Origin of the sequence: Streptomyces sp. Je 1-332, assembly GCF_040730185.1 — a bacterium.
Classification (GTDB): domain Bacteria; phylum Actinomycetota; class Actinomycetes; order Streptomycetales; family Streptomycetaceae; genus Streptomyces.
This window is the reverse complement of the sequence record NZ_CP160402.1, coordinates 4109188-4133503: the sequence shown is the minus strand read 5'-3', so window position 1 is coordinate 4133503 and position 24316 is coordinate 4109188. Positions and strand designations below refer to the sequence as shown.

The following is a 24316-nucleotide window of genomic DNA, read 5'->3' as shown; positions in this document are numbered from 1 at the left end:
CCATCCTAACTAGTGCACCGGGACGGCTTGCCCGGTCAAATCCTGGACCATCAAGTGGAGTTCCTCACGGAACGGATCGCTCAGCGCGGCAACTGTCCCGTCGGGCCGTACGAGAGCGGCACACGGGCGGTTCAGCCGCAGCAAGGCGTGGCCGAGATTGTCCGCGTCGGAAATCACGGTGACGCGGATGCTCTCGTGTGCCTTCCGGAAAATGTCGGCCACGCCTTCGACGTCCCTGCGGTGCCTGCCCGTTCCGGGAAACAGCAGCAACAGCGGCGCCGGGGCACCCAGCTCGTCCCGCAGCCAGCGCGCACGCTCCGCGTCGAGCGGTACGTCCGGCAGTCGCATCCCGGTCCGCAGGTGGCCTGCCTGCTGCACCTTCCCCGGGTGGGCGAAGGACAACTGCGCCTGGCGCGGCACGACGACGCGGTTCAGCACTCCGCTGCGTCCCGCTGCCCCGAGCACCACGTCACGGGCCCGCGCGCGCCAACCGTTCATCATCCACATCCGCGTCTGGAGGTCAGTGTCGCTGACCACGGCGCGCGCGACCCTGAGCCGCTCCTCCTCCCACTGCGCAAGGACCTCGTCGCCCCACCGGCCCTCGCGCACCCCGGCAAGCCGCCAGGCCAGCGAGGCCGCGTCCTCGATACCGGTGTTCAGCCCCTGACCGCCCGCCGGGCTGTGGATGTGCGCGGCGTCTCCCGCCAGCAGCACCCGGCCGGCCCGCAGCTGATCGACCACCTTGGCGTGCACCCGGAACACCCCGGTGCGCTGCTCGCCGATCAGCTCGATCGGCACCGGGCACCGCTCCGATGCCGCGCGCTGCACCGCGTCCCGTGCGTCCTCCACCGCCAGGCCGGGCGCCGCGCTCACGAACGTCCGGTACATGCCGCCCGGCAGCCCCACCACTACCAGCACCCCGGCGGACGACATGAAGTAGTGGACCTCGTCATGGGCCAGCGAGGTGCGGACCGGACCATCCGCGAGCAGGAACTGCTGCGGATACGAACTGCCTCGGAAGGGCACTCCCAGCACCTCGCGCACCCTGCTGTGCGCGCCGTCACAGCCGACGAGCCAGCCGAAGCGTTCCGTCACCCGGCCCCGTGCCGTCTCCAACTCGGCGTTCACGCCGGCGCCGTCCTGGGTGAAGGAGGTCAGGGACACACCGAACTCGATCGTCCCGCCCAGCTCCCGGAAGGTGTCCCGCAGGACCGCCTCCGTCTCCTGCTGAGGAATCGACAAGGCATACGGGTAGCGTGTGCGGCGCATTCCGCCGAACGCCAGCCGGGCGACACGCTCCCCCTGCGAGTGGTAGTTCTGCGCGCGCAACACCACTCCGCGCCGGTGCAGTTCGTCCGCGGCACCGAACCGGGCCAGTGCCTCGATGCCCCGTGGCCACAGAGCGATCGCCTTGGAGTGGGGATTGGGACGCTCGGAGCGGTCGACGACACGCACCGGCACGCCTCGCCTGAGGAGTTCGATCCCCGTGACGAGCCCGACCGGGCCCGCTCCGACGATGAGCACCTGCGACGATTCGGTCATGATTCCACCTTCTGTGCGGATGTCTCTTTAGGCGCAGCCATGCGCTTCTTGCGGAGCAGAACTGCCGGACACGGCCCGCGTGCGTGCTTGTATTCCAGCCCGTGAACGGCGATGCGCACGGTGTCGCCGACGGACTGACGGAGGTGCTGGCAGCGGTGGCCGACCAGATCTGTTTCTCGGTGCTCGGAGCCCTCGGCGTCTCCACGGGCACCACCCCCCACACCCTGCGCGGCCCGATGGTGAACAAGGTGATGGCCCTGCTCCTGCTGCGAGCGGGGCAGGTGGTGGAGGTCGACGCCTTCGTCGACGAGCTCTGGGACGAGCGGCCCCCGCGCTGGGCGCTCAGCACCCTGCGCACGCACGTCTACCACCTGCGCCGTCAGCTCGACGAGGTCCTGGAGTTTCCGGCCCAACGGCTGTTGCACACCCGCCGGTCCGGCTATCTCCTGGACATCGATCCCGAGCAGTTGGACGCCACCCGGTTCACGCGGCTCTTCCGGGACAGCGAGCGGGTGCTGGCGCAGGGCCGGCCGGACGAGGCGGCCGCCGCCTGCCGTGACGGTCTGGCGCTCTGGCAGGGGCGCGCCCTGTCCACGGTGCGTCCGGGGAGGGTCCTCACCGGTCACGTCCAGTACCTGGAAGAGATGCGGGTAAGGGCGCACCAGGTGCGCGTCGAGGCGGAGATGCGCCGCGGCCGCCACACCCACCTCGTACCCGAACTGCGCGACCTGGTCGCCGCGCACCCCTTGAACGAGTGGTTCCACCACTCCTTGATCGAGTCCCTGCGGGAGTCGGGCCGGCGTGGTGACGCTCTCAGCGCGTTCCAGGCGCTCAGGACCATGCTCCGGGACGAGCTGGGTCTCGAACCCGTCGACGGCCCGTCGTGGAGCGTGCCTGCGTGACGGGATCGTGCACCCCCCGATGGACATGGTCTTCCTCCTCGCTCTGCCTGGATTCCCGATGGTGGGACGCCGCCATGAAAGCCCGATAAAAGCGAGGGGGAGGACTGCCGGATGGACGGAATCTGCCACCTTGGAGGCATCGGCGCCCCCTTCTCTGGGAGCACAGGGACCTCGGTCCTGGCCGCGCGCCCCGCGCGGGACGTGGTCGCGGTCCTGCGCCTGACGGATGCGGACGGGGACGAGTACGGACATGAGGACGGGGGCGGCCTGCATCCGGCAGAGCGGACCCTGATGCGGGGAAGACCGCCGGACCGCCGCCGTGACTTCGCCGCGGGGCGCTTCGCGGCCGCCGACGCCCTGCGGCTGCTCGGTCGGTCCGGGCCGGTTCTGCGCGAGGGCCGGCGCCCCCGCTTCCCGACAGGGGTGAGGGGATCCATCAGCCACTGCCGGGGCGCGGTCGCCACCTGCCTGGCCACCACCCGGGGGGACGTGCCGGCCGTGGGTGTGGACGTCGAACGCGTCGGCAGGCTCTCGCCGGAGACCGCCGGTCTCGTCTGCACACCGCCGGAGCGCGCCCTGGTGGCCCGCGGAGACGCCGACGGACGGCTCCTGACGGTGATGTTCTCGGCGAAGGAAGCCTTCTACAAGGCGGCGGCCGCCCTGTACCTCCCCCGCGATCCGGTCTTCCACGATCTCGAGGTCATCCCGGACCCCGACCTCGCGAACGGCAACGGCCTGTGCCTGACGCCCTCCCCAGGGCTCCTCCCCGACGGATGTACCGTCCGGGGCCAGGTCCGATCCGTCGGCCCGTACGTCTGGACGACAGTGCTGCTCCAGGTCGGCGGCAGCCCCTCATGAGTGCCACGGCGGTGGCACGCCAGCACGAGGGGCACATCGGCAAAAAAAGACCCCCCGCCTGCATTCCCGCAGGTCAGAGGGGTCTAATGATGTGGAGCCTAGGAGATTCGAACTCCTGACATCTGCCTTGCAAAGGCAGCGCTCTACCAACTGAGCTAAGGCCCCGAAAACGGTGCACCCAGCCGGAAGAACCTCGCTCCGGTGGGCGACGCAGACCAGAGTACCGGGTCACCCCCCAGATCTCGCAAAAGGATTGGGGCTCCCGGTGAACGACCACGCTCCGTAAGATGCTCGGCGTGGTTCGCGGCAGCGAACCGCGGTTTTTGGGGAAGCGATGGGGAGACGCAATGGACGCCGCACAACAAGAGACGACCGCGAGAGCTCGAGAGCTCCAGCGGAACTGGTACGGGGAGCCGCTGGGGGCGCTCTTCCGTCGTCTCATCGATGATCTGGGCCTCAACCAGGCACGCCTCGCCGGCGTCCTCGGTCTGTCCGCGCCCATGCTGTCCCAGCTGATGAGCGGACAGCGCGCCAAGATCGGCAACCCTGCGGTCGTCCAGCGCGTCCAGCTCCTCCAGGAGCTGGCGGGCCAGGTCGCCGACGGCAGTGTGAGCGCCGCCGAGGCCACCGACCGCATGGACGAGATCAAGAAGTCCCAGGGCGGCTCCGTCCTGACCAACACCTCGCAGTCGACGACGAGTTCGGGTGCGCCCACGGTGAAACGCGTGGTGCGTGAGATCCAGTCGCTGTTGCGCTCCGTCGCGGCGGCGGGCGACATCATCGATGCCGCTGACTCCCTCGCACCGACCCACCCGGAACTGGCAGAGTTCCTCCGGGTATACGGCGCCGGACGCACCGCGGACGCGGTCGCCCACTACGAGGCGCACCAGAACTGAGCCGTCGGCCGGGCCACCGGGCGGCCCGGAGGGGGAGCGATGCGCGACCATGGGTGAGGTCTTCGCCGGCCGCTACGAACTGGTCGACCCGGTCGGCCGCGGGGGAGTCGGAGCGGTCTGGCGCGCCTGGGACCACCGGCGGCGCCGATATGTGGCGGCCAAGGTCCTGCAACAGAGCGACGCGCACGCGCTGCTGCGCTTCGTGCGGGAGCAGGCGCTGCGGATCGACCACCCCCATGTGCTCGCGCCCGCCAGCTGGGCCGCCGACGACGACAAGGTCCTGTTCACCATGGCCTTGGTCGCCGGCGGCTCGCTGGCCCACGTGATCGGGGACTACGGCCCGCTGCCGCCCCGCCTGGTCTGCACGCTCCTGGACCAGCTGCTCTCCGGGCTCACGGCGGTGCACGCCGAGGGGGTCGTGCACCGTGACATCAAGCCCGCGAACATCCTGCTCGAGGCGACCGGCATCGCACGGCCGCATCTGCGGCTCTCCGACTTCGGCATCTCGATGCGGATGGGCGAGCCACGGCTGACCGAGACCAACTACGTCGTGGGGACGCCCGGTTACTTCGCGCCCGAGCAAATGCTGGGCGCGGAGCCGGACTTCACCGCCGATCTGTTCACCGTGGGCCTGGTGGCCCTCTATCTGCTGCAGGGAGCCAGGCCGGACGCCAAGGCCCTGATCGAGCGCTTCGCCGAGCACGGCACACCCCGGGCCCCGCGTGGTGTTCCCGAGCCCCTCTGGCAGGTCGTCGCCACGCTCCTCCAGCCGGATCCGCAAGCGCGGTTCCGCACCGCCACGGGCGCGCGCAAGGCGTTGAATGCGGCCGTCGAGCTGCTGCCGGAACCTGGACCCGACGACGAGATCGTCGAGATCTTCGACCAACTGGGCCCCCTTCCCCAGGGCTTCGGCCCGGACGGGCCCCTCACGGCTCCGCCCCAGCCGAGCTTCGCTCCCCCTTCCGTACCGCCCCCGCCCCTCTCCGCACCCCAGACCGACACCTTCCCGCTCACGCCGCCACCACCGCGGGCCACGCCACCGTCGGGACAGGCCACGCCACCTTCCGGGCAGCAGGCGCAACAGGCGCAGCCAGCACAACAAGCGCAGGTCCAGCCAATGCAGCAACCGGCAACGCCGCCACCTCCCCCCTCGCCCCCTGCTCAGCCCCCGCATGTCCCCTCCCCCCACCCGGCTTACGATCCATCACCCTCTGTGACGCCAGCGGCGCATCGCGTATCCGCCCCTACTTATCCATACACCGCTCACGCCCCGCAGGTTCCACTCCAGCGCGGACCAGTTCCGCACCGGCAGAAACGACCGGGACCGCCCCCGAAGGTGGCGATCCCGATGCTGCTGGCCTCTCTGGCGTGTTTCGCGGTGGGCATCTGGGCCCTGACCCAGATCTGACCCCTCAATGGATTCGGAGCACAAACGAACCCGGCCCACGAGTCAGCCGCCCACCCGACCCACCGCCTTCCTCCGCCCGATCAGCGTCCACACGCCAAGGATCGCCAGGAGCACGGTCCCAGCGCCGAACCCACCGGCGGCGACGATCCGCATGCCGTCCCCACCACCGTTTCCGCCCCCGCCCCCATCACCGCTCCCGGCACCCGCGCCCGTCTCACCCCGCGCCGCCGCGTCCTGGTCCTCACCGGTGACGCTGAACTCGCCCGCCGGCCGCGCCGCCCCCATATACGCGGGCCCCTCCTTCGCCGAACCGTCGACGTTCACCCGCAAAGTCAGATCCAGCGGGTCATCGCCGAACTCCCGGGCGACCTCCGGATTGAGGTGGACCGAGAGGTAGTACCACCCGGCGAACCGCGTGCCGGTCACGCCGTCGACCGGGGAATAGCGGTTCTCGTACGCCACAGGGGCCAGGGGTTTCAACGCGGTCGTTTTCTGCCGGCCGTCGTACGCCGTGTCGGCGTCGTCGATGCGTGCGCGAACCGGATTGGCCAGTGACATCACGAGCGCCGACGTGACGTACTCGCCCCGGCCCCCGCTCGCACTGCCCAGCTCGACCCCGGCGGAGATCCGCTGCCCCCAGTCGACCGGCACGCGGTAGAAGAGGGTCTGGCCGGGCTTGATCCGATCACCCCAGACGCCTGCGTCCAGCGCCCGGGCGTCATTGAAGCCCGTGCCGCCTCTGCGTACCTTGCGGGCTTCGCCGGGCGGCGTGGGCGAGGCGGAGTTCCACGACTCGGGCGGCGTCGTGGAGGCGTTCTTGGCCACTCCGGGTTCCGAGACGACGCGAAGCTCCGTGTCCCACGTCTCCGTACCGGAACCGGGCTCGCTGTTCCGCTCGACCACTACGTAGTACGTGCCGGCCGCTTTGCACCTGTTCTCGGTGGGGCCGACCGTCCGTACCGCCCAGGCGGAGATGGGCCGCGGACTCTGCGACGTACCGAACCGCGCGTCCCCGGAGTTGCAGGTGTTGCCGTTCGTGTCCTCCAAGGAGACTTCGACGCCGTCCCCGTAGGCGACCTTGGCGTCGAGCCCGGGGACGGCGGTGGCGGAGACGTACACGGTCTCTCTGCCGTCGAGTTGCAGCTGGTAGTAGACCTTGCCCCCACGCGCGAGGGAGCTCTTGTACGTCGACCCGGGCGTCAGCCTCGCGCTGTCCGTGCTGTTCCGCGCGCCGTCGACCGCCACGGCCCCCTCAGCGAACACGTACGGGCTCGGTTCCGATGTGCCCTCCGCCACGGCCTGCCCGGGCAGCGCCATCACCGCGCACAGCGCCGCCCCCATGGCCTGCAACGCCCGGCCTCCACGCAGCCGCCCCATCACGTGCCACCCCTCCCCTGAGCCCCAGTTGTCGCCCACGATGCCCACGCGACGTCCCGACAACCTTTGCTCACGCAAGGCAAGAGCTTGCGTGAGCAAACCAACGAGTCGGGTGACCAACGAGATCCGGACAGCACAAGGCCCCGACCGCAGAAGCGGTCGGGGCCTTGTTAAGAGACTGTTGTCGGTACTCACGAACCCGTGGGCACGGAGTCAGTCGCCTCCGTCCACAGATCCTGCTCGGCGCGATCCGCCTGGATCTGGCGGTACACGAGGAGCCCGCCGATGGCGGCCAGTGTGACCAGGAGAAGCTTCTTCACCGCGCGACCTCGTCTTTCTTGACGTAAGGGACCTCTGGCGCCCGACTATACACACCGATCGATACCGATCGGTGACCTGGATCCACCCCAACTCCCGCCCCGAACACAGCAGTCGAATCGGGCATCGCCACTCCCAGGCCGCTCACGGCCCGCCGCGACATTCGCCGCTCCTGTCCTCACCCGGGCCTCTCCCAGGCCCTTCAGAGGCCATATACGGCCATTCGTGTGGTGTTCATCTGAACATCGACGCGCCACGAGCGTCGGTCCCCCACTCCCGGCCCCACATACACATCATGAGGAAAGTACGCAAATCGCCCAACCCGAAAGTGAGAAGCCATGACCGGCACCAAGGCCATGAAGCTGTGGACCACGCTCATCACCGCCTTCCTCGCGCTCTTCGCCACACTGGGATTCACGACGACGGCAGCGGCGGCCACGCCGGTACAGCAGGCCACGGAAACGTGCAAGAGCACGCCGACCATGACGGCGCCACTCGCGGCCTACTGGGCAGCAGCGTACGAACGGTCCCTGCCGCCCACGATGAAGCAACGCATCCGCGCCGAGGCCCACGGCTCGTCCCCCAGCTGCCGCCACCTCCCCACGGACGACACGGAGACGGCCATTGAGGCCGAGGCCCATCCGGGCAGGCTCGCCGCGGAGCCGTAGTCACGCCCCGGCCTCCCCGGCCGCCGCCCTCAGAAGACCCCCAGCCCGTATCGGCTGGGGGTCTTCTTCGCGTCTGTGCCAAGATCGCGGGATGCTGCGACTCACCGATTTCATCGTCGACTGCCCGGACACTATGAAGCTGGCGGCCTTCTACTCCGAGGTGACGGGCCGTCCGGTCAAGGAAGGCAGCTCCGCGGACTGGGCCGGCATCCAGTTCGGCGAGATCGAGCTGGCCTTCATCCGGGTGGAGGACTACCGCGCTCCGCAGTGGCCCGACAGCGAGCACCCCAAGCAGTTCCACCTCGACTTCGAAGTGGACGACATCGAGTCCGAGCAGCGCCGCGTCCTCGACCTCGGGGCGACGCTGAGGCAGGACTTCATCGGCCCCAACGGGTACGGCTGGCAGGTCTTCACCGACCCGGTCGGCCACCCCTTCTGCCTGTGCCGCAACAAGGGCGTCGTCTGGACCGACCAGGGCCCGAGCTGGCCCAAGCACGACTGATTGGCCGCCCAGGCGTCCAGCGGGAGCGATCCTGCGGACCTGTTGGGAGAACCACTCATCGGCTGATGTCACCCGTGGATGTCAAAGACCCCCAGTCGTGATCGACTGGGGGTCTTTGGCTGGTGGGGCTAACAGGATTTGAACCTGTGGCCTCATCCTTATCAGGGATGCGCTCTAACCAACTGAGCTATAGCCCCGCCGCGCTGCGGTGTGTCCCGCGCGCTGACCTCTGAAGATTAGCGCACGTGCGGGCCAGTCCCAAAATCGATACCTTCGAAGAACTACTCGTCCTCGGCCAGCGTCAGCTCGACGCCGCCCACAAAGCCCGCGGAGAGGTTGTAGATGAACGCGCCGAGCGTCGCGAGCGCCGTGGCGAGGACCACGTCGATGACCGCGATGATCGTCGTGAACATCAGGACGCGCGGCAGCGACAGGAAGGACTGCAGGTCGAAGCCGTTGGACTCGTTCGAGCCCGTCGCCTCCGAGATCGTGCCGCCCACCGTGGAGAAGACACCCATGGCGTCCATGACCATCCACAGCACGGCGGCCGCGACGATCGTGCAGATGCCGAGCGCGATGGAGAGCAGGAAGCTGACCTTCATCACCGACCACGGGTCGGCCTTGGCCACCCGCAGTCGCGCCTTGCGCGTACGAGGCATCGTGCGGGCCCCCGTCCGCGGCCTGCGCACGGAACCCGTCTGAGCGCCGCCCTGCTGATAGGCCTGCGGCGGGTGGTACGGCTGGGACGCCTGCTGCTGGGGCTGACGCTCACCGGGCAGCGCACCGGTGGCGTTCTGGGGCCCCTGAGCCCCCGCGGCTCCCTGGCCTGCCTGGGCCCCTTGGGCCCCGGCCTCGCCCGCGTACTGCGCTGACTGAGCCGGCTGCGGCCCTCGGGTGTCGGTCACGGTTCCCCCCTGGGATCCACGAGGCTCATGCGAGTCGGGAGAATCAGTGGCGGAGCCACGGACACCGTCTGTACCGGCGGCTTGGCCGGTTCCACTTGCTCCGGCGCCCGTGGCTCCACTCACGATGACTCTCTCCTCGCGCTACTCGGCCGTGGACTCCGTGCCCTCGTCCGTACCGGCGGCCGGCTCGTCGTCGGCCGATTCGACGACGATGTCACCGTCGACTTCCTCAGCCTCGCGCCCGGCCTCGGCGTTACGAGCGATACCGACCACGGCATCGCGCTTGCCCAGGTTGATCAGTTGGACGCCCATGGTGTCACGGCCCGTCTCCCTGACCTCGTTGACTCGCGTACGAATCACACCGCCGCCCAGGGTGATGGCGAGGATCTCGTCCGTCTCCTCCGTCACCAGCGCGCCCACGAGTTCGCCGCGGTCCTCCACGATCTTGGCGGCCTTGATGCCGAGGCCACCACGGCCCTGGACGCGGTACTCGTCGACGTTGGTGCGCTTGGCGTACCCACCGTCGGTTGCGGTGAAGACGAAAGTACCCGGCCTGACGACATTCATCGAGAGCAGTTCATCGCCACCGCGGAAACTCATTCCCTTCACGCCCGAGGTCGCGCGGCCCATGGGACGCAGCGCATCGTCCGTTGCGGTGAACCTGATCGACTGCGCCTTCTTACTGATGAGCAGCAGATCGTCCTCGGACGAGACCAGCTCGGCGCCGATCAGCTCGTCGTCCTTGCCGTCGTCCGTCTCACGGAGGTTGATGGCGATGACGCCACCGGAGCGAGGCGAGTCGTAGTCCTTGAGCGGCGTCTTCTTCACGAGGCCGCCCTTGGTGGCGAGAACCAGGTAGGGCACCGCTTCGTAGTCGCGGATCGCGAGGATCTCGGCGATCTGCTCGTCCGGCTGGAAGGCGAGCAGGTTCGCCACGTGCTGGCCGCGCGCGTCGCGTCCGGCATCGGGGAGCTCGTACGCCTTCGCGCGGTAGACCCGGCCCTTGTTGGTGAAGAACAGCAGCCAGTGGTGGGTCGTCGACACAAAGAAGTGGTCGACGATGTCGTCTTCCTTGAGCTTCGTGCCGCGCACGCCCTTGCCGCCGCGCTTCTGGGAGCGGTAGTCGTCCGTCTTCGTCCGCTTGACGTAACCGCCGCGCGTGATCGTGACGACGATGTCCTCCTCGGCGATCAGGTCCTCCATGGACATGTCGCCGTCGAAGGGCACGAGCGCCGAGCGACGGTCCTCGCCGAACTTGTCGACGATCGCCGCGAGCTCCTCGCTGATGATCTGGCGCTGCCGCTCGGGCGAGGCCAGGATCGCGTTGTACTCGTTGATCTTCGCCTGCAGTTCGTCGTGCTCGGCGACGATCTTCTGGCGCTCCAGGGCGGCCAGTCGGCGCAGCTGCATCTCGAGGATGGCGTTGGCCTGGATCTCGTCGATCGAGAGCAGGCCCATCAGGCCCTCACGCGCGACGTCGACCGTCTGGCTGGCCCGGATGAGCGCGATGACCTCGTCGATCGCGTCCAGGGCTTTGAGCAGGCCGCGCAGGATGTGGGCCCGCTCCTCGGCCTTGCGCAGCCTGTACTTCGTACGCCGGACGATGACCTCGACCTGGTGCGTCACCCAGTGGCGGATGAAGGCGTCCAGGGAGAGGGTGCGCGGCACGCCGTCGACCAGGGCCAGCATGTTGGCGCTGAAGTTCGACTGCAGGTCGGTGTGCTTGTAGAGGTTGTTCAGCACGACCTTGGCGACCGCGTCCCGCTTGAGGACGACGACGAGGCGCTGGCCCGTGCGCGACGACGTCTCGTCGCGGACGTCGGCGATGCCGCCGACCTTGCCGTCCTTGACCAGGTCGGCGATCTTCTGCGCGAGGTTGTCGGGGTTGGTCTGGTAGGGGAGCTCGGTGACCACCAGGCACTGGCGGTTCTGGATCTCCTCGACCGCGACGACCGCGCGCATCGTGATGGAGCCACGGCCCGTGCGGTACGCCTCCTCGATGCCCTTACGGCCCACTACTAGTGCGCCGGTGGGGAAATCGGGGCCCTTGATGCGCTCGATCAGCGCGTCGAGCAGCTCCTCGTGCGAGGCGTCCGGGTGCTCCAGCGCCCACTGCGCGCCCGCCGCGACCTCGCGGAGGTTGTGCGGCGGGATGTTGGTGGCCATGCCGACCGCGATGCCCGCCGAGCCGTTGATCAGCAGGTTCGGGAAGCGCGCCGGCAGGACCGTCGGCTCCTGGTTGCGGCCGTCGTAGTTGTCCGTGAAGTCGACGGTCTCCTCGTCGATGTCACGGACCATCTCCATGGCCAGCGGCGCCATCTTGCACTCGGTGTACCGCATAGCGGCCGCCGGGTCGTTGCCCGGAGAGCCGAAGTTTCCGTTGGAGTCCACCAGGGGCATCCGCATCGACCACGGCTGGGCCAGGCGGACCAGGGCGTCGTAGATGGAGGAGTCGCCGTGCGGGTGGTAGGTGCCCATGACGTCACCGACGACGCGGGCACACTTGTAGAAGCCCTTCTCGGGGCGGTACCCGCCGTCGTACATCGCGTACAGGACGCGGCGGTGCACGGGCTTCAGGCCGTCCCGTACGTCGGGCAGCGCGCGCGACACGATGACGGACATCGCGTAGTCGAGGTAGGAGCGCTGCATCTCCGTCTCGAGCCCGACGGGCTCGACACGCATGCCCACGCCGGGGACGGCGGGCTCCTCTTCGGGCATCACAGGGGTGTTCTCGTCGGCCATTGCTGGTCAAAGTCCTTTCGAGGTGCGGCTTGTACGGGCCGACTCAGATGTCGAGGAAGCGGACGTCCTTGGCGTTGCGCTGAATGAACGAGCGCCGTGCCTCGACGTCCTCTCCCATCAGCACCGAGAAGAGGTCGTCGGCCTGTGCCGCGTCGTCCAGGGTGACCTGGCCGAGAACGCGGTGATCCTGGTCCATCGTCGTCACGCGCAGCTCCTCGGCGTTCATCTCGCCGAGACCCTTGAATCGCTGGACCGAGTCGTCCCTGACGCGCTTGCCGGCCTGGCGGCCGATCTCGATCAGGGCGTCGCGCTCGCGGTCCGAGTACGCGTACTGGAAGTCGTCCCGCGTCCACTTGATCTTGTAGAGCGGCGGGCGCGAGAGGTACACGTGGCCGGACTCGACGAGCGGCCGCATGAAGCGGAACAGGAAGGTCAGGAGCAGGGTGTTGATGTGCTGACCGTCGACGTCGGCGTCCGCCATCAGGATGATCTTGTGATAGCGGAGCTTCTCGATGTCGAAGTCCTCGTGCACGCCCGTGCCGAAGGCCGAGATGAGGGCCTGGACTTCCTGGTTGTGCAGGATCTTGTCGATCCGCGCCTTCTCGACGTTCAGGATCTTGCCTCGGATGGGCAGGATCGCCTGGTACATCGGGTCACGGCCGGACTTCGCCGAACCACCGGCGGAGTCACCCTCGACGATGAAGATCTCGCACTTCGTCGGGTCGTTCGACTGGCAGTCGCTGAGCTTTCCGGGCAGCGAGGCCGATTCGAGCAGGCCCTTGCGGCGGGTCAGGTCGCGCGCCTTGCGGGCGGCGACGCGGGCCGTGGCGGCCTGGATGCCCTTGCGGATGATGTCCGTGGCCTCGTTCGGGTTCCGGTCGAACCAGTCCGTGAGGTGCTCGTGCACCACCTTCTGTACGAAGGTCTTCGCCTCGGTGTTGCCCAGCTTGGTCTTGGTCTGCCCCTCGAACTGGGGCTCGCCCAGCTTCACCGAGATGATCGCCGTCAGACCCTCGCGGATGTCCTCGCCCGTGAGGTTGTCGTCCTTCTCGCGCAGCAGCTTCTTCTCGCGCGCGTACCGGTTGACCAGGCCCGTCAGCGCGGCCCTGAAGCCCTCCTCGTGCGTACCACCCTCGTGCGTGTGGATCGTGTTCGCGAAGGAGTAGACACCTTCGGTGTACTGCGAGTTCCACTGCATGGCGATCTCGGCCGAGAGCATGCGCTCCTTGTCCTCGGCCTCGACGTCGATGACGGTCGGGTGGATCACCTCGCCCTTACGGGAGTTGAGGTACTTCACGAAGTCGACGATGCCGCCTTCGTAGTGGTACGTCACCGTGCGCGCCTCGGGGGCGGTCTCGTCGTCCGTGGCCTCGGCCGAGTCCGCACCCGCCGTCGCCTTCGCCGACTCGCGCTCGTCGGTGAGCTTGATGGTCAGTCCCTTGTTGAGGAACGCCATCTCCTGGAAGCGCCGGGCCAGCGTCTCGAAGGAGTACACGGTCGTCTCGAAGACGTCCGGGTCGGCCCAGAAGGTGACCGTGGTGCCGGTCTCCTCGGTGGCCTCGTGCCGCTCCAGGGGGGCGGTCGGGGCGCCCGTCTTGTAGTCCTGAGTCCAGCGGTAGCCGTCGGTCTTGATGTCGACGGCGAGCTTGGTGGACAGGGCGTTCACGACGGAGACACCGACGCCGTGCAGACCACCGGAGACGGCGTAACCGCCGCCGCCGAACTTGCCGCCCGCGTGCAGCACGGTGAGCACGACCTCGACGGCCGGCTTCTTCTCGACGGGGTGGATGCCCACCGGGATGCCACGGCCGTTGTCGATCACGCGCACGCCGCCGTCGGCGAGGATCGTGACGTCGATCGTGTCCGCGTGGCCGGCCAGGGCCTCGTCCACGGAGTTGTCGACGACTTCCTGCACGAGGTGGTGCAGGCCGCGCTCACCGGTCGAACCGATGTACATGCCGGGTCGCTTGCGGACCGCGTCCAGACCCTCGAGGACGGTGATCGCGCTGGCGTCGTACGAGGCTGTGACCTCGCCTTTCTCGCCAGCGACGGTGGACGGGATGTTCTCGTTGGGGTTGCCGGAATCGGCCACGAAGCGCCCTTTCTGGCACAGCACAAGCCAAGCAACCGGCGGTGGCCGGAGCGGCTGCGTCGTTCAGCGATAGTCAGCGTTGCTCGGTGCGACCCACAAGTGGGGCGGGATTAGCTTCCAGTCTACCGGTAGCGCCGACAGTGATGGGGGTTTGCCGGTACCTGAGTCCGCATGTGCCGTCCTGAACCGGCATCATCCGACTCCCCATATGCGGCCCGGGGCTCTAAGAGGCTCACAGCGGCACTCAGCGCTTCGAGGTGTCAACCTTGAGCTACCACCCGGTACGGCCTCAGCCGTAGGTGTCCCCGGGGCCCGTGCTGCCCGGCGCGCGCAAGGGTCCGAAGCGGCGCGCGGGACCGCCGGGACCGAGGACTTTGATGAGGCGCACGGTGCCGTGGCCGAGGTCCTCGTTGAGGCGCGCGACCAGCTGGGGGGCGAGGAGGCGCAGGTTCGTCGCCCAGGCCGTGGAGTCGCACTGGACGGTCAGGACGCGCTCGTTCTCGTCGTAGCGCTGCGGGTCGCAGTGGTTGGCCAGGTCCTCGCCGACGATCTGCGGCCAGCGGCCCATCACCCCGCCGACCGCGGCCGGCGTCTCCCAGCCGCGCTCGGTGATCAGGCGGTTGATGGCGGAGCCGAGCGGCTGGGGGTCACGTCCGTCGGCGCGCGCGCCGGAGCGAAGGCCGCCCCTGCGGGCCTGCTTCTTCTGCTGCGCGGCGTCGCCACGCGCGCGTGCCTGTTCCTTGGCGGCACGCAGGGCGACCCTGGCGAGGTCGACGCCGGAGGGCTCGGGCGTCTTCGGCGTCTCCTTGGGGGTGTCCCGAGGCATGTCCTTGGCGGGCTCTTCGGCGCTCATACGCGCTCCCGGCTCAGGCAGGTCATACGCGCTCCACCGCGCCGTCCGCCACAGCGAACCGCGCCCCGGCGAGCACGCCCGGCACGTCGTCGTCCACCGCGGCCGTGACCAGCACCTGCTCACCCGGCGCCACCAGCTCCGCGAGCCGCTCCCTGCGGCGCACGTCGAGCTCCGCGAACACGTCGTCCAGGACGAGCACCGGTTCGTTCCCCTCGGCGCGCAGGAGGTCGTACGAGGCGAGGCGCAGCGCCAGGGCGTACGACCAGGACTCGCCGTGGCTCGCGTACCCCTTGGCGGGGAGCTGGCCCAGTTTCAGGAGCAGGTCGTCGCGGTGCGGGCCGACCAGCGTGACGCCCCGCTCGATCTCCTGCTTGCGTGCCTCTTCGAGGGCGGCGATCAGCTGCTCGAACAGCGTCTCGCGCGTGTGGCCGTCGCCCGGCGCCGACGGTTTGTACTCCAGGGTGACGGGGCCGCCGCCGGGTGCCAGCTGTTCGTACGCCTTGTCGGCGAGCGGCTGCAGTGCGGCGATCAGGTCCAGCCGCTGCGTGAGCAGTTCGGCGCCCGCGCGCGCCAGGTGCTGATCCCAGACGTCGAGTGTGGACAGGTCCATGGTGCGGCCGCCGTGCCGCCGCGCGAGGGCCGCGGACTTCAGGAGGGTGTTGCGCTGCTTGAGCACGCGGTCGTAGTCGGAGCGGACGCCCGCCATGCGCGGGGAGCGCGCCGTGATCAGCTCGTCGAGGAAGCGCCGCCGCTCGCCCGGGTCGCCCTTGATCAACGCCAGATCCTCGGGGGCGAACAGCACCGTGCGTACGATCCCGAGCACGTCACGCGGCCTGACCTGGGATGACCTGTTGATCCTGGCGCGATTCGCCTTGCCCGGATTGAGTTCGAGTTCGACCAGCTGCTGGCGCTCGCCCTGTTGGACCGCGGCCCGGACGACGGCGCGCTCGGCGCCCATACGCACCAGGGGGGCATCCGACGAGACCCGGTGGCTGCCGAGCGTGGCGAGATAGCCGACGGCCTCCACGAGGTTCGTCTTGCCCTGGCCGTTCGGGCCCACGAACGCGGTGACGCCCGGATCGAGAGGGACCTCGACCCGGGCGTACGAGCGGAAGTCGGCCAGCGACAGATGCGTGACGTGCATGGTGTGCGCCGACCTCCCCCGGCCTTACTTCACTTGCTGAGAGACCTGTGGGAAACCGCTGGAGTTCCCCACAGGCTGTGGATCAGTTCTCGCTCTTGGACTCGACGGCGTGGCCGCCGAACTGGTTGCGCAGCGCCGCGATCATCTTCATCTGCGGGGAGTCGTCCTGCCGCGAGGCGAAACGGGCGAAGAGCGAGGCCGTGATGGCGGGCAGCGGAACGGCGTTGTCGATGGCGGCTTCCACCGTCCACCGGCCCTCTCCGGAGTCCTGCGCGAAGCCGCGCAGCTTCTCCAGGTGCTCGTCGTCGTCCAGGGCGTTGACCGCGAGGTCGAGCAGCCAGGAACGGATGACCGTGCCCTCCTGCCAGGAGCGGAAGACCTCGCGCACGTCCGTGACGGAGTCGACCTTCTCCAGGAGCTCCCAGCCCTCGGCGTAGGCCTGCATCATGGCGTACTCGATGCCGTTGTGGACCATCTTCGAGAAGTGGCCCGCACCGACCTTGCCGGCATGCACGGAGCCGAAGTCACCCTCGGGCTTGAGGGCGTCGAAGATCGGCTGGACCTTCGCGATGTCCTCGGCGTCGCCGCCGTACATCAGGGCGTAGCCGTTCTTGAGGCCCCAGACACCACCGGAGACGCCGCAGTCGACGAAGCCGATGCCCTTGGCCTTCAGCTCCTCGGCGTGCTTCTCGTCGTCCGTCCAGCGGGAGTTCCCGCCGTCCACGACGACGTCGCCGGGCTGGAGCAGCTCGGCGAGCTCGTCGACGGTGGACTGGGTCGCGGCTCCGGCCGGAACCATCACCCAGACGACGCGCGGACCCTTGAGTTTGCCCACAAGCTCTTCGAGGCTGTGGACATCCGCGACGTCCTGGTTGCGGTCGTATCCGATGACGGTGTGGCCTGCGCGGCGGATGCGCTCGCGCATGTTGCCGCCCATCTTGCCGAGGCCGACGAGACCGAGCTCCATCAGTGGTTCCTTAAGTAGCGATGTGGCGTGGAGGCACCTTCGTACCCGCGTCCGAGCCTACGCCCGGACGCCCGCTCACACCTGTGGGCTCAGCCGCTCAGACGTACCGGCATGATCAGGTACTTGTAGGCCTCGTCGGCCTCCGCGTCCAGGGCCGGCCTGCCGCTCAGGAGCGCGGGCTTCGTCGACGTCGTGAACGACAGCTGGGCGACCGGCGAGTCGATCGCGCTCAGGCCGTCGAGCAGGAACGTCGGGTTGAAGGCGATGGAGACGTCGTCGCCCTCGAGCTGGGCGTCGACCCTCTCCACAGCCTGTGCGTCGTCGCTCGAACCAGCCTCAAGAATCAGCACACCCTGCTCGAAGCTGAGCCGCACCGGGGTGTTCCGCTCGGCCACCAGGGCCACGCGCTTCACCGCCTCGACGAACGGGGCGGTCTCGATGACCGCGATCGAGTTGAACTCGGTAGGGAAGAGCGTCTTGTACTTCGGCAGGTCGCCCTCGAGCAGACGGGTGGTCGTACGCCGTCCTGCGCCCTCGAAGCCGATCAGACCCTCACCGGCACCGGAGCCGGACAGCGCCAGAGTGACCGTGTCGCCGCTCGTGAGCGCCTTGGCGGTGTCCAGGAGCGTCTTGGCGGGCACCAGGGCGACCGCGGACGCCTCGGGGTTCTCCGGCTTCCACAGGAACTCGCGGACCGCGAAGCGGTAGCGGTCGGTGGAGGCCAGCGTGACGGTGTCGCCCTCGATCTCGATGCGGACGCCGGTCAGGACGGGCAGCGTGTCGTCGCGGCCCGCGGCGATGGCCACCTGGGAGGCGGCGGAGGCGAAGACCTCACCGGGGACCGTGCCGGTCGCGGTGGGCATCTGCGGCAGCGCGGGGTACTCCTCCACAGGAAGTGTGTGGAGTGTGAATCGCGAGGAGCCGCAGACGACCGTGGCCCGCACACCGTCTGTGGAGATCTCCACCGGGCGGTTGGGAAGGGCGCGGCAGATGTCGGCGAGCAGCCGGCCGGAGACGAGGACCGTGCCCTCGTCGTCGATCTCGGCGTCCACGGAGACGCGTGCCGAGACCTCGTAGTCAAAGCTGGAAAGGCTCAGTGCGCCTTCCTCGGCCTTCAGCAGCAGGCCCGCGAGGACAGGTGCCGGTGGCCGGGCCGGGAGACTGCGCGCCGCCCACGCCACTGCCTCCGCGAGTACGTCGCGTTCCACCCGGATCTTCACTTAGCCGCCCTCCTGCTGTTGCTGGCACTGGGGACCAGTCTGACGCACCGCACTGACAGTGGGTGCCCGTCGGGGTCAAGTCGTGACGAGCGGTGCCGGAGCTCCGGAGCGCGAGTTGTGCACAGGCCCCTCTTCGAAGCCAATTCCCCGGTGACTCTAGGGGGCAGTAGTAGTAGGGCCTGTGGAAACCGTGGATAACCGCGTATGTGCAGGTCAGTGCCGGTTTTTTATCCACTGCGCCTGTGGGCGGAGGCGGTGGACAACCGGTGGTTTCTGTGGACGGGCGAAAGTTCTGCACACCCGATGCACAGGGAAGGGGTGCTTCTCCCCAGCGCCGTCCCCAGCTTTACCCACCTTCTGCACAGGGCAACCGACCACCTTGGTGTGACGCCTTTCACTCGGCACGGTGACAGGGCGCGTTGCGTTGCCGAACAGTGGACAGCCGTGTGGAGAAGCTGGGGAAAGCTGGGGACAACCGGCCCGAGCCTGTGGGTTGCCGGTGGACAAGTTCATGCACACCCTGTGGACGAGATTTTCTTCCACACCCTGTGGAGGGCCGTCGTCCACCAATCCACAACCACCTGACCTGGCTTGATGATCCTTCAGCAGGGTCCCCTGTGGACAGCATCTGGACAACTTCCCGGTCCCCAGGGTGTGGAGGGGAAAAAGTGCGCACATCTGTGGAGAACAGGCCTCTCAGCTGGGGAAATCGAACAGTGGAGAGGGACGAACGGGCTCCACGCGCGCGTGCACAACGGCGAAGGGCGCCCCGGAAGTTGTCCCGGGGCGCCCTTCAGAGGTGTTCTGCCGGCGTCTGTCAGCCGTTCTTGATGCGGTTGGTGAGCTCGGTGACCTGGTTGTAGATCGAGCGCCGCTCAGCCATCAGCGCGCGGATCTTCCGGTCCGCGTGCATGACCGTCGTGTGGTCGCGGCCGCCGAACTGCGCGCCGATCTTGGGCAGGGAGAGGTCCGTCAGCTCCCGGCAGAGATACATCGCGATCTGGCGGGCCGTCACCAGGACGCGGCTGCGCGAGGATCCGCAGAGGTCGTCCACGGTGAGGCCGAAATAGTCCGCGGTCGCGGCCATGATGGCCGTCGCCGTGATCTCCGGAGCAGCGTCCTCGCCACCGGGGATCAGGTCCTTCAGGACGATCTCCGTCAGACCCAGGTCCACCGGCTGCCGGTTGAGCGAGGCGAAGGCCGTGACCCGGATCAGCGCGCCCTCGAGCTCACGGATGTTGCGTGAGATGCGGGACGCGATGAACTCCAGGACCTCCGGCGGGGCGTTGAGCTGCTCCTGCACCGCCTTCTTACGAAGGATGGCGATACGCGTCTCCAGCTCCGGCGGCTGGACGTCGGTGATCAGTCCCCACTCGAAGCGGTTGCGCAGCCGGTCCTCCAGGGTCACCAGCTGCTTGGGCGGCCGGTCGCTGGAGAGCACGATCTGCTTGTTCGCGTTGTGGAGCGTATTGAAGGTGTGGAAGAACTCCTCCTGCGTCGACTCCTTGCTCGCGAGGAACTGGATGTCGTCGACGAGCAGGATGTCCATCTCGCGGTACCGCTTGCGGAAGGTGTCGCCCTTGCCGTCGCGGATGGAGTTGATGAACTCGTTCGTGAACTCCTCGGAGCTCACGTAGCGCACGCGCGTGCCGGGGTAGAGGCTGCGGGCGTAGTGACCGATGGCGTGCAGCAGGTGCGTTTTGCCGAGCCCGGACTCTCCGTAGATGAAGAGGGGGTTGTACGCCTTGGCGGGCGCCTCGGCCACGGCGACGGCCGCCGCGTGCGCGAAACGGTTCGAGGCGCCGATCACGAAGGTGTCGAAGAGGTACTTCGGGTTGAGGCGCGCGGTGGGCTCGCCGGGTGCCGACGCGGGGGCCGGCTGCGCGGCCAGCGGGCCGGGGGCGCCGCTGCCGTGGACGCCGTGGCCGTTGCCGCCGCCGCCCCTCGGGTCGTGGCCGCCGGGGCCCGGTGACTGGTCGTGACGCTCGCGCCGGTCATGGCGGTCGTGCCGATCGTGGCGGTCCTGCTGGTCCTGGCGGTCCTGGCGCTCTTGCCGGTCCTGGCGGTCCTGGCGGTGCTGGTCGTAAGGAGAGTGGCCCTGCGGCGGCTGCGACCGGTAGTCGTGCTGGGGCTGCTGGGGGCTCGCGTACGGGTCGCGCTCGGGGAAGCCGAGCCGCTGCTGCTGCCAGCCGTAGTCGTCCTGCTGCTGGGGTTGCTGCTGCTGCTGCGGCCAGGCGCCGGGCGCGGGGCGCTGGTAGTCGGGGTAGGCGGGGCGGGCGGTCGGCAGCTGGTCGGGCCCACGGCCCGGGGCGTGCTCGTCCGGGGTGCGACGGCCGTAACCGTCGTACGACTCGTGTCCCTGACCGGGGCCCGGGTGCTGCTCGGGCTCCTCATAGCGCTGCTGCTGTTGCTGGCCGGACTGCTGGTACGGCGGCGCCGACGGGCCGGGCCGGTCCATGGGATCGCCGACCGAGTCGTCCACCGTGATGGCGATACGGATGGGGCGGCCGCACTCGCGGCTCAGCGATTCGCTGACGATGGGTGCCAGGCGTCCCTCGAGCACGCCCTTGGCGAACTCGTTCGGTACGGCGAGCAGTGCGGTGTCGGCGACCAGCGCCAGCGGCTGGCAGCGCTTGATCCAGCGCTCGTCCTTCGCGTCGACCCCGTGCCCCCGCCCCTCACCCAGCAGCTGCTCCAGAACTCGTGGCCACACTGCGGCAAGATCGGCAGGTACGTCAGCCACAAGGCACGCTCTCTCACGGGGTCCCACGAAGGTGTGGTTCTTGGGACGGAAATCGGGATGGGGAGGGAGAAGGGAATGAATCGGAGTTTGGCCACGGTAGTCAGGGCAACGGCTGCGGTTCAAGTTGTTGTCCACAGGCTGTGCACAGTGTCTCCCCCTGGCGGTCGGTTTGACCGGATGGCGTAGCCCCGCGTACCGTGACCAGGTCGAGTTGTCGATGGCTGCTGCCGCCTGCCTCCGATGGGCAAAGATCACGATCTGTGATTGTGAAGCGGTGCACTCGGTGCGTATTCGCGAGCTTCTCGTGGGCGCACGGTGACAGCCAGGCGATGTCCCGCCACCACACAATCATTTCTGGAGCCCCCGAGTGAGCAAGCGCACCTTCCAGCCGAACAACCGCCGTCGCGCCAAGACCCACGGCTTCCGCCTGCGGATGCGCACCCGTGCCGGCCGCGCGATCCTCGCGAACCGTCGTGGCAAGGGTCGCGCCAGCCTTTCCGCTTAATCGCATTAAGGTCATGACGTCGTGCTGCCTACCGAGCATCGGCTGAGGCGGCGCGAAGACTTCGCGACCGCGGTACGCCGAGGACGACGGGCCGGACGCCCGCTTCTCGTCGTCCATCTACGTAGCGGTGCAACGGACCCGCACGCGCCTGGGGAGAGCGTTTCCCCGACGCGTGCGGGTTTCGTCGTGAGCAAGGCCATTGGCGGAGCAGTCGTACGCAACAAGGTGAAGCGCAGGCTTCGCCATCTGATGCGTGACCGGGTGGCTCAGCTGCCCCCCGGTAGCCTGGTAGTCGTACGAGCGTTGCCCGGTGCGGGTGACGCCGCCCATGCACAGCTGGCCCAAGACCTGGATGCCGCTCTACAGCGGCTGCTGGGAGGGGGCGCTCGATGAAGTACCCACTGCTGGCTCTGATCAAGCTGTACCAGTGGACGATCAGTCCATTGCTCGGCCCGGTGTGCAAGTACTACCCGTCGTGCTCCCGCTACGGCTACCTGGCCATCGACCGGCACGGTGCGATCAAGGGAACGGCGCTCACTGCCTGGCGCATCCTGCGGTGCAATCCGTGGTCGCTCGGTGGCGTCGACCATGTCCCGCCGCGCAAGCGTCCGCGGTGGCACGAGATGCTGCGCGCCATGTGGCGTGAACGCAAGGGCGGGCCCTCCGCCGCTGGCGTGCCCTCCGGGGATGCCTCCCCGGATACCCCTGGCCCGGCCGCCGAGACCCCGTCCCATGCTCAAGGAGCCTGATTAGTGGACACGATTGCCAGTCTGTTCAGCTTCATCACGACACCCGTTTCCTGGGTCATCGTCCAGTTCCACTCGCTGTACGGGGCCATTTTCGGTCCTGACACGGGCTGGGCCTGGGGCTTGTCCATCGTGTCCCTGGTTGTCCTGATCCGTATCTGCCTGATCCCGCTCTTCGTGAAGCAGATCAAGGCGACCCGGGCGATGCAGACGCTGCAGCCCGAGATGAAGAAGATCCAGGAGCGCTACAAGAGCGACAAGCAGCGCCAGTCCGAAGAGATGATGAAGCTGTACAAGGAGTCGGGTACGAACCCGCTCTCCTCGTGCCTTCCCATCCTGGCGCAGTCGCCGTTCTTCTTCGCCCTGTACCACGTGCTCTCCGGCATCGCGTCGAACGACACCATCGGCGTCATCGACAAGCCGCTCCTGGAGAGCGCGCAGAAGGCGCACATCTTCGGCGCCCCGCTGGCCGCGAAGTTCATGGACAGCGAGGAAAAGGTCGCGGCGCTCCACGCCTCGCTGACCGACGTCCGCGTCGTGACCGCGATCATGATCGTCCTGATGTCGTTCTCGCAGTTCTACACGCAGCGCCAGCTGATGACGAAGAACGTGGACACGACGGTCAAGACGCCGTTCATGCAGCAGCAGAAGATGCTGATGTACGTCTTCCCGGTCATGTTCGCCGTGTTCGGCATCAACTTCCCCGTCGGTGTCCTCGTCTACTGGCTGACCACCAACGTGTGGACCATGGGCCAGCAGATGTTCGTGATCCGCCGGAACCCGACCCCCGGCTCCAAGGCTCAGGCCGCGTTCCTGGAGCGCCTGCAGAAGCAGCTCACGCACTCCAGGAAGGTGCGGGGGCGTGGCAACACGAACGTCATCAAGGCGATCGTCGCCAAGGGCCGCGACCGCAACGAGTTCGAGCGCAAGTTCATCAACGGTCTGAGCAAGGAAGGCCTGGTGGCCCAGGCCGACGGCACCGTCGCGCAGAGCGACTCCGCTGTCGCCACGGACACCGAGGGCGGCGCCACAGCCGCGGGCGGCGGTGCCCCGAAGCGGCAGCAGCCCAAGCGGCAGAGCAAGTCGCAGCGCCAGTCCGCCGCCGCACACGGCAAGGCGGAGAGCGACGCGGAAACGCCTTCGGATGCGAAGACGTCGCTGGAGAAGACTCCGGACGAGCCTGAGGACGCCGCTCCCAAGGGCAAGGCCGCGGGCGGCAAGACCGGTTCAGGGAACGCACGCAGCCAAGCCAAGTCCGGGCAGCGCAAGGGCCAGCAGCGCCCCAAGCACCCGACCAAGAAGTAGAAGGAGTCCATCCCGTGACGGAAGGCACCACCGCCCCCGCCGAGGTCGAGACCGAGGTCGAGGCCGGCGACACTCTCACCCGTCTTGAGCAGGAGGGTGAGATCGCGGCGGACTACCTCGAGGGTCTGCTGGACATCGCCGATCTCGACGGCGACATCGACATGGACGTCGAGGCCGACCGCGCCGCTGTCTCGATCATCAGTGACTCCAACAGCCGCGATCTGCAGAAGCTCGTCGGCCGTGACGGTGAGGTCCTGGAGGCGCTCCAGGAGCTGACGCGCCTCGCGGTGCACCGCGAGACCGGTGACCGCAGCCGCCTGATGCTGGACATCGCGGGCTACCGCGCCAAGAAGCGCGAGGAGCTCTCCGAGCTGGGCGCCAAGGCCGCGGCCGAGGTGAAGAGCTCCGGTGAGCCGGTCAACCTCAAGCCGATGACGCCCTTCGAGCGCAAGGTCGTGCATGATGCGGTCAAGACCGCCGGTCTGCGCAGCGAGTCCGAGGGCGAGGAGCCGCAGCGCTTCGTCGTCGTGCTTCCCGCCTGATCGCACGTTGTTTCCCCGGCCCCGTCTGTTCGCAGGCGGGGCCGGTCTTTGTCAGCCTGATAGTCAGCCACCCCAGTGCGG

General features: G+C 68.4%; 22 protein-coding genes and 2 tRNA genes. 11 read left to right on the top strand and 13 right to left on the bottom strand.

The features are described 5' to 3' along the window. Nucleotides 1–9: 9 nt before the first annotated feature. Nucleotides 10–1542 carry an FAD-dependent monooxygenase gene (locus tag ABXJ52_RS18680; protein WP_367043726.1) on the bottom strand — a complete coding sequence of 511 codons (1533 nt, stop codon included), beginning with the start codon at nt 1540–1542 and terminating at the stop codon, nt 10–12. A gap of 101 nt (nt 1543–1643) precedes the next feature. Between ABXJ52_RS18680 and ABXJ52_RS18675 the strand changes: the two genes are divergently transcribed. Further along, nucleotides 1644–2444 carry an AfsR/SARP family transcriptional regulator gene (locus ABXJ52_RS18675; protein WP_367043725.1) on the top strand — a complete coding sequence of 267 codons (801 nt, stop codon included), beginning with the start codon at nt 1644–1646 and terminating at the stop codon, nt 2442–2444. 111 nt (nt 2445–2555) lie between these two features. Continuing rightward, nucleotides 2556–3302 (top strand): 4'-phosphopantetheinyl transferase superfamily protein, encoded by a 747-nt coding sequence (locus tag ABXJ52_RS18670; protein WP_367043724.1) that lies wholly within the window; start codon nt 2556–2558, stop codon nt 3300–3302. Between the two features lie 92 nt (nt 3303–3394). On the opposite strand, the gene ABXJ52_RS18665 is transcribed toward ABXJ52_RS18670, so the two are convergent. Beyond that, nucleotides 3395–3467: transfer RNA gene (locus ABXJ52_RS18665), tRNA-Ala, on the bottom strand. 182 nt (nt 3468–3649) lie between these two features. On the opposite strand from ABXJ52_RS18665, the gene ABXJ52_RS18660 reads away from it, so the two are divergent. Together ABXJ52_RS18660 and ABXJ52_RS18655 are read left to right on the top strand one after the other, a co-directional pair. Then, complete coding sequence (locus ABXJ52_RS18660; RefSeq protein WP_160506124.1) at nt 3650–4198, top strand: DNA-binding protein; 549 nt, start codon at nt 3650–3652, stop codon at nt 4196–4198. A gap of 49 nt (nt 4199–4247) precedes the next feature. Beyond that, nucleotides 4248–5606: a serine/threonine-protein kinase gene (locus ABXJ52_RS18655; RefSeq protein ID WP_367043723.1), complete on the top strand. Its 1359-nt coding sequence runs from the start codon at nt 4248–4250 to the stop codon at nt 5604–5606. Nucleotides 5607–5648: 42 nt separating this feature from the next. Here ABXJ52_RS18655 and ABXJ52_RS18650 read toward each other — a convergent pair whose 3' ends face one another. Next, nucleotides 5649–7022, bottom strand: coding sequence for a hypothetical protein (locus ABXJ52_RS18650; RefSeq protein ID WP_367043722.1), 1374 nt, complete (start codon nt 7020–7022; stop codon nt 5649–5651). A 152-nt stretch (nt 7023–7174) separates the two neighbouring features. After that, nucleotides 7175–7303, bottom strand: coding sequence for a DLW-39 family protein (locus ABXJ52_RS18645; protein ID WP_351638128.1), 129 nt, complete (start codon nt 7301–7303; stop codon nt 7175–7177). Nucleotides 7304–7639: 336 nt separating this feature from the next. Here ABXJ52_RS18645 and ABXJ52_RS18640 point away from each other — a divergent pair, with 336 nt between their 5' ends. Then, a complete protein-coding gene (locus ABXJ52_RS18640) occupies nt 7640–7969 on the top strand; it encodes a DUF6344 domain-containing protein (protein WP_367043721.1) in 330 nt (109 codons plus the stop codon). A gap of 91 nt (nt 7970–8060) precedes the next feature. Then, on the top strand, nt 8061–8471 hold the full coding sequence (locus ABXJ52_RS18635) for a VOC family protein (protein WP_367043720.1): 411 nt from the start codon (nt 8061–8063) through the stop codon (nt 8469–8471). Between the two features lie 120 nt (nt 8472–8591). Here ABXJ52_RS18635 and ABXJ52_RS18630 read toward each other — a convergent pair. The 9 genes from ABXJ52_RS18630 to dnaA all read right to left on the bottom strand — a co-directional run bounded on the left by ABXJ52_RS18630 (nt 8592) and on the right by dnaA (nt 21137). Beyond that, a tRNA-Ile gene (locus tag ABXJ52_RS18630) sits at nt 8592–8668 on the bottom strand. Nucleotides 8669–8752: 84 nt separating this feature from the next. Further along, entirely contained in the window at nt 8753–9499 is a 747-nt protein-coding gene (locus ABXJ52_RS18625; protein WP_367043719.1) for a DUF3566 domain-containing protein, read from the bottom strand. An 18-nt stretch (nt 9500–9517) separates the two neighbouring features. Next, on the bottom strand, nt 9518–12118 hold the full coding sequence (gene gyrA / locus ABXJ52_RS18620; RefSeq protein ID WP_367043718.1) for a DNA gyrase subunit A: 2601 nt from the start codon (nt 12116–12118) through the stop codon (nt 9518–9520). A 43-nt stretch (nt 12119–12161) separates the two neighbouring features. Continuing rightward, the gene (gene gyrB / locus ABXJ52_RS18615; RefSeq protein ID WP_367043717.1) at nt 12162–14234 is read right to left on the bottom strand and encodes a DNA topoisomerase (ATP-hydrolyzing) subunit B; all 2073 of its coding nucleotides are present in this window, start codon (nt 14232–14234) and stop codon (nt 12162–12164) included. 265 nt (nt 14235–14499) lie between these two features. After that, nucleotides 14500–15036: a DciA family protein gene (locus ABXJ52_RS18610; RefSeq protein WP_367049120.1), complete on the bottom strand. Its 537-nt coding sequence runs from the start codon at nt 15034–15036 to the stop codon at nt 14500–14502. 49 nt (nt 15037–15085) lie between these two features. Continuing rightward, entirely contained in the window at nt 15086–16207 is a 1122-nt protein-coding gene (gene recF / locus ABXJ52_RS18605) for a DNA replication/repair protein RecF (RefSeq protein ID WP_367043716.1), read from the bottom strand. An 82-nt stretch (nt 16208–16289) separates the two neighbouring features. Next, a complete protein-coding gene (gene gnd / locus ABXJ52_RS18600) occupies nt 16290–17174 on the bottom strand; it encodes a phosphogluconate dehydrogenase (NAD(+)-dependent, decarboxylating) (protein WP_367043715.1) in 885 nt (294 codons plus the stop codon). A gap of 89 nt (nt 17175–17263) precedes the next feature. Then, a complete protein-coding gene (dnaN, locus tag ABXJ52_RS18595) occupies nt 17264–18394 on the bottom strand; it encodes a DNA polymerase III subunit beta (RefSeq protein WP_367043714.1) in 1131 nt (376 codons plus the stop codon). Between the two features lie 817 nt (nt 18395–19211). Continuing rightward, nucleotides 19212–21137 (bottom strand): chromosomal replication initiator protein DnaA, encoded by a 1926-nt coding sequence (dnaA, locus tag ABXJ52_RS18590; RefSeq protein ID WP_367043713.1) that lies wholly within the window; start codon nt 21135–21137, stop codon nt 19212–19214. Between the two features lie 367 nt (nt 21138–21504). Here dnaA and rpmH point away from each other — a divergent pair, with 367 nt between their 5' ends. Genes rpmH through ABXJ52_RS18565 form a run of 5 tightly spaced genes read left to right on the top strand, consistent with a single transcriptional unit; the run spans nt 21505 to nt 24235 of the window. Beyond that, nucleotides 21505–21642: a 50S ribosomal protein L34 gene (gene rpmH, locus ABXJ52_RS18585; protein WP_006381191.1), complete on the top strand. Its 138-nt coding sequence runs from the start codon at nt 21505–21507 to the stop codon at nt 21640–21642. 21 nt (nt 21643–21663) lie between these two features. Beyond that, nucleotides 21664–22035 carry a ribonuclease P protein component gene (rnpA, locus tag ABXJ52_RS18580; RefSeq protein WP_361193810.1) on the top strand — a complete coding sequence of 124 codons (372 nt, stop codon included), beginning with the start codon at nt 21664–21666 and terminating at the stop codon, nt 22033–22035. Beyond that, the gene (gene yidD / locus ABXJ52_RS18575) at nt 22032–22391 is read left to right on the top strand and encodes a membrane protein insertion efficiency factor YidD (protein ID WP_367043712.1); all 360 of its coding nucleotides are present in this window, start codon (nt 22032–22034) and stop codon (nt 22389–22391) included. Before rnpA ends, yidD begins: the two co-directional genes overlap by 4 nt. A gap of 3 nt (nt 22392–22394) precedes the next feature. Next, nucleotides 22395–23693 carry a membrane protein insertase YidC gene (gene yidC, locus ABXJ52_RS18570; protein WP_367043711.1) on the top strand — a complete coding sequence of 433 codons (1299 nt, stop codon included), beginning with the start codon at nt 22395–22397 and terminating at the stop codon, nt 23691–23693. Nucleotides 23694–23707: 14 nt separating this feature from the next. Continuing rightward, nucleotides 23708–24235: a R3H domain-containing nucleic acid-binding protein gene (locus ABXJ52_RS18565; protein WP_367043710.1), complete on the top strand. Its 528-nt coding sequence runs from the start codon at nt 23708–23710 to the stop codon at nt 24233–24235. Nucleotides 24236–24316: the final 81 nt, after the last annotated feature.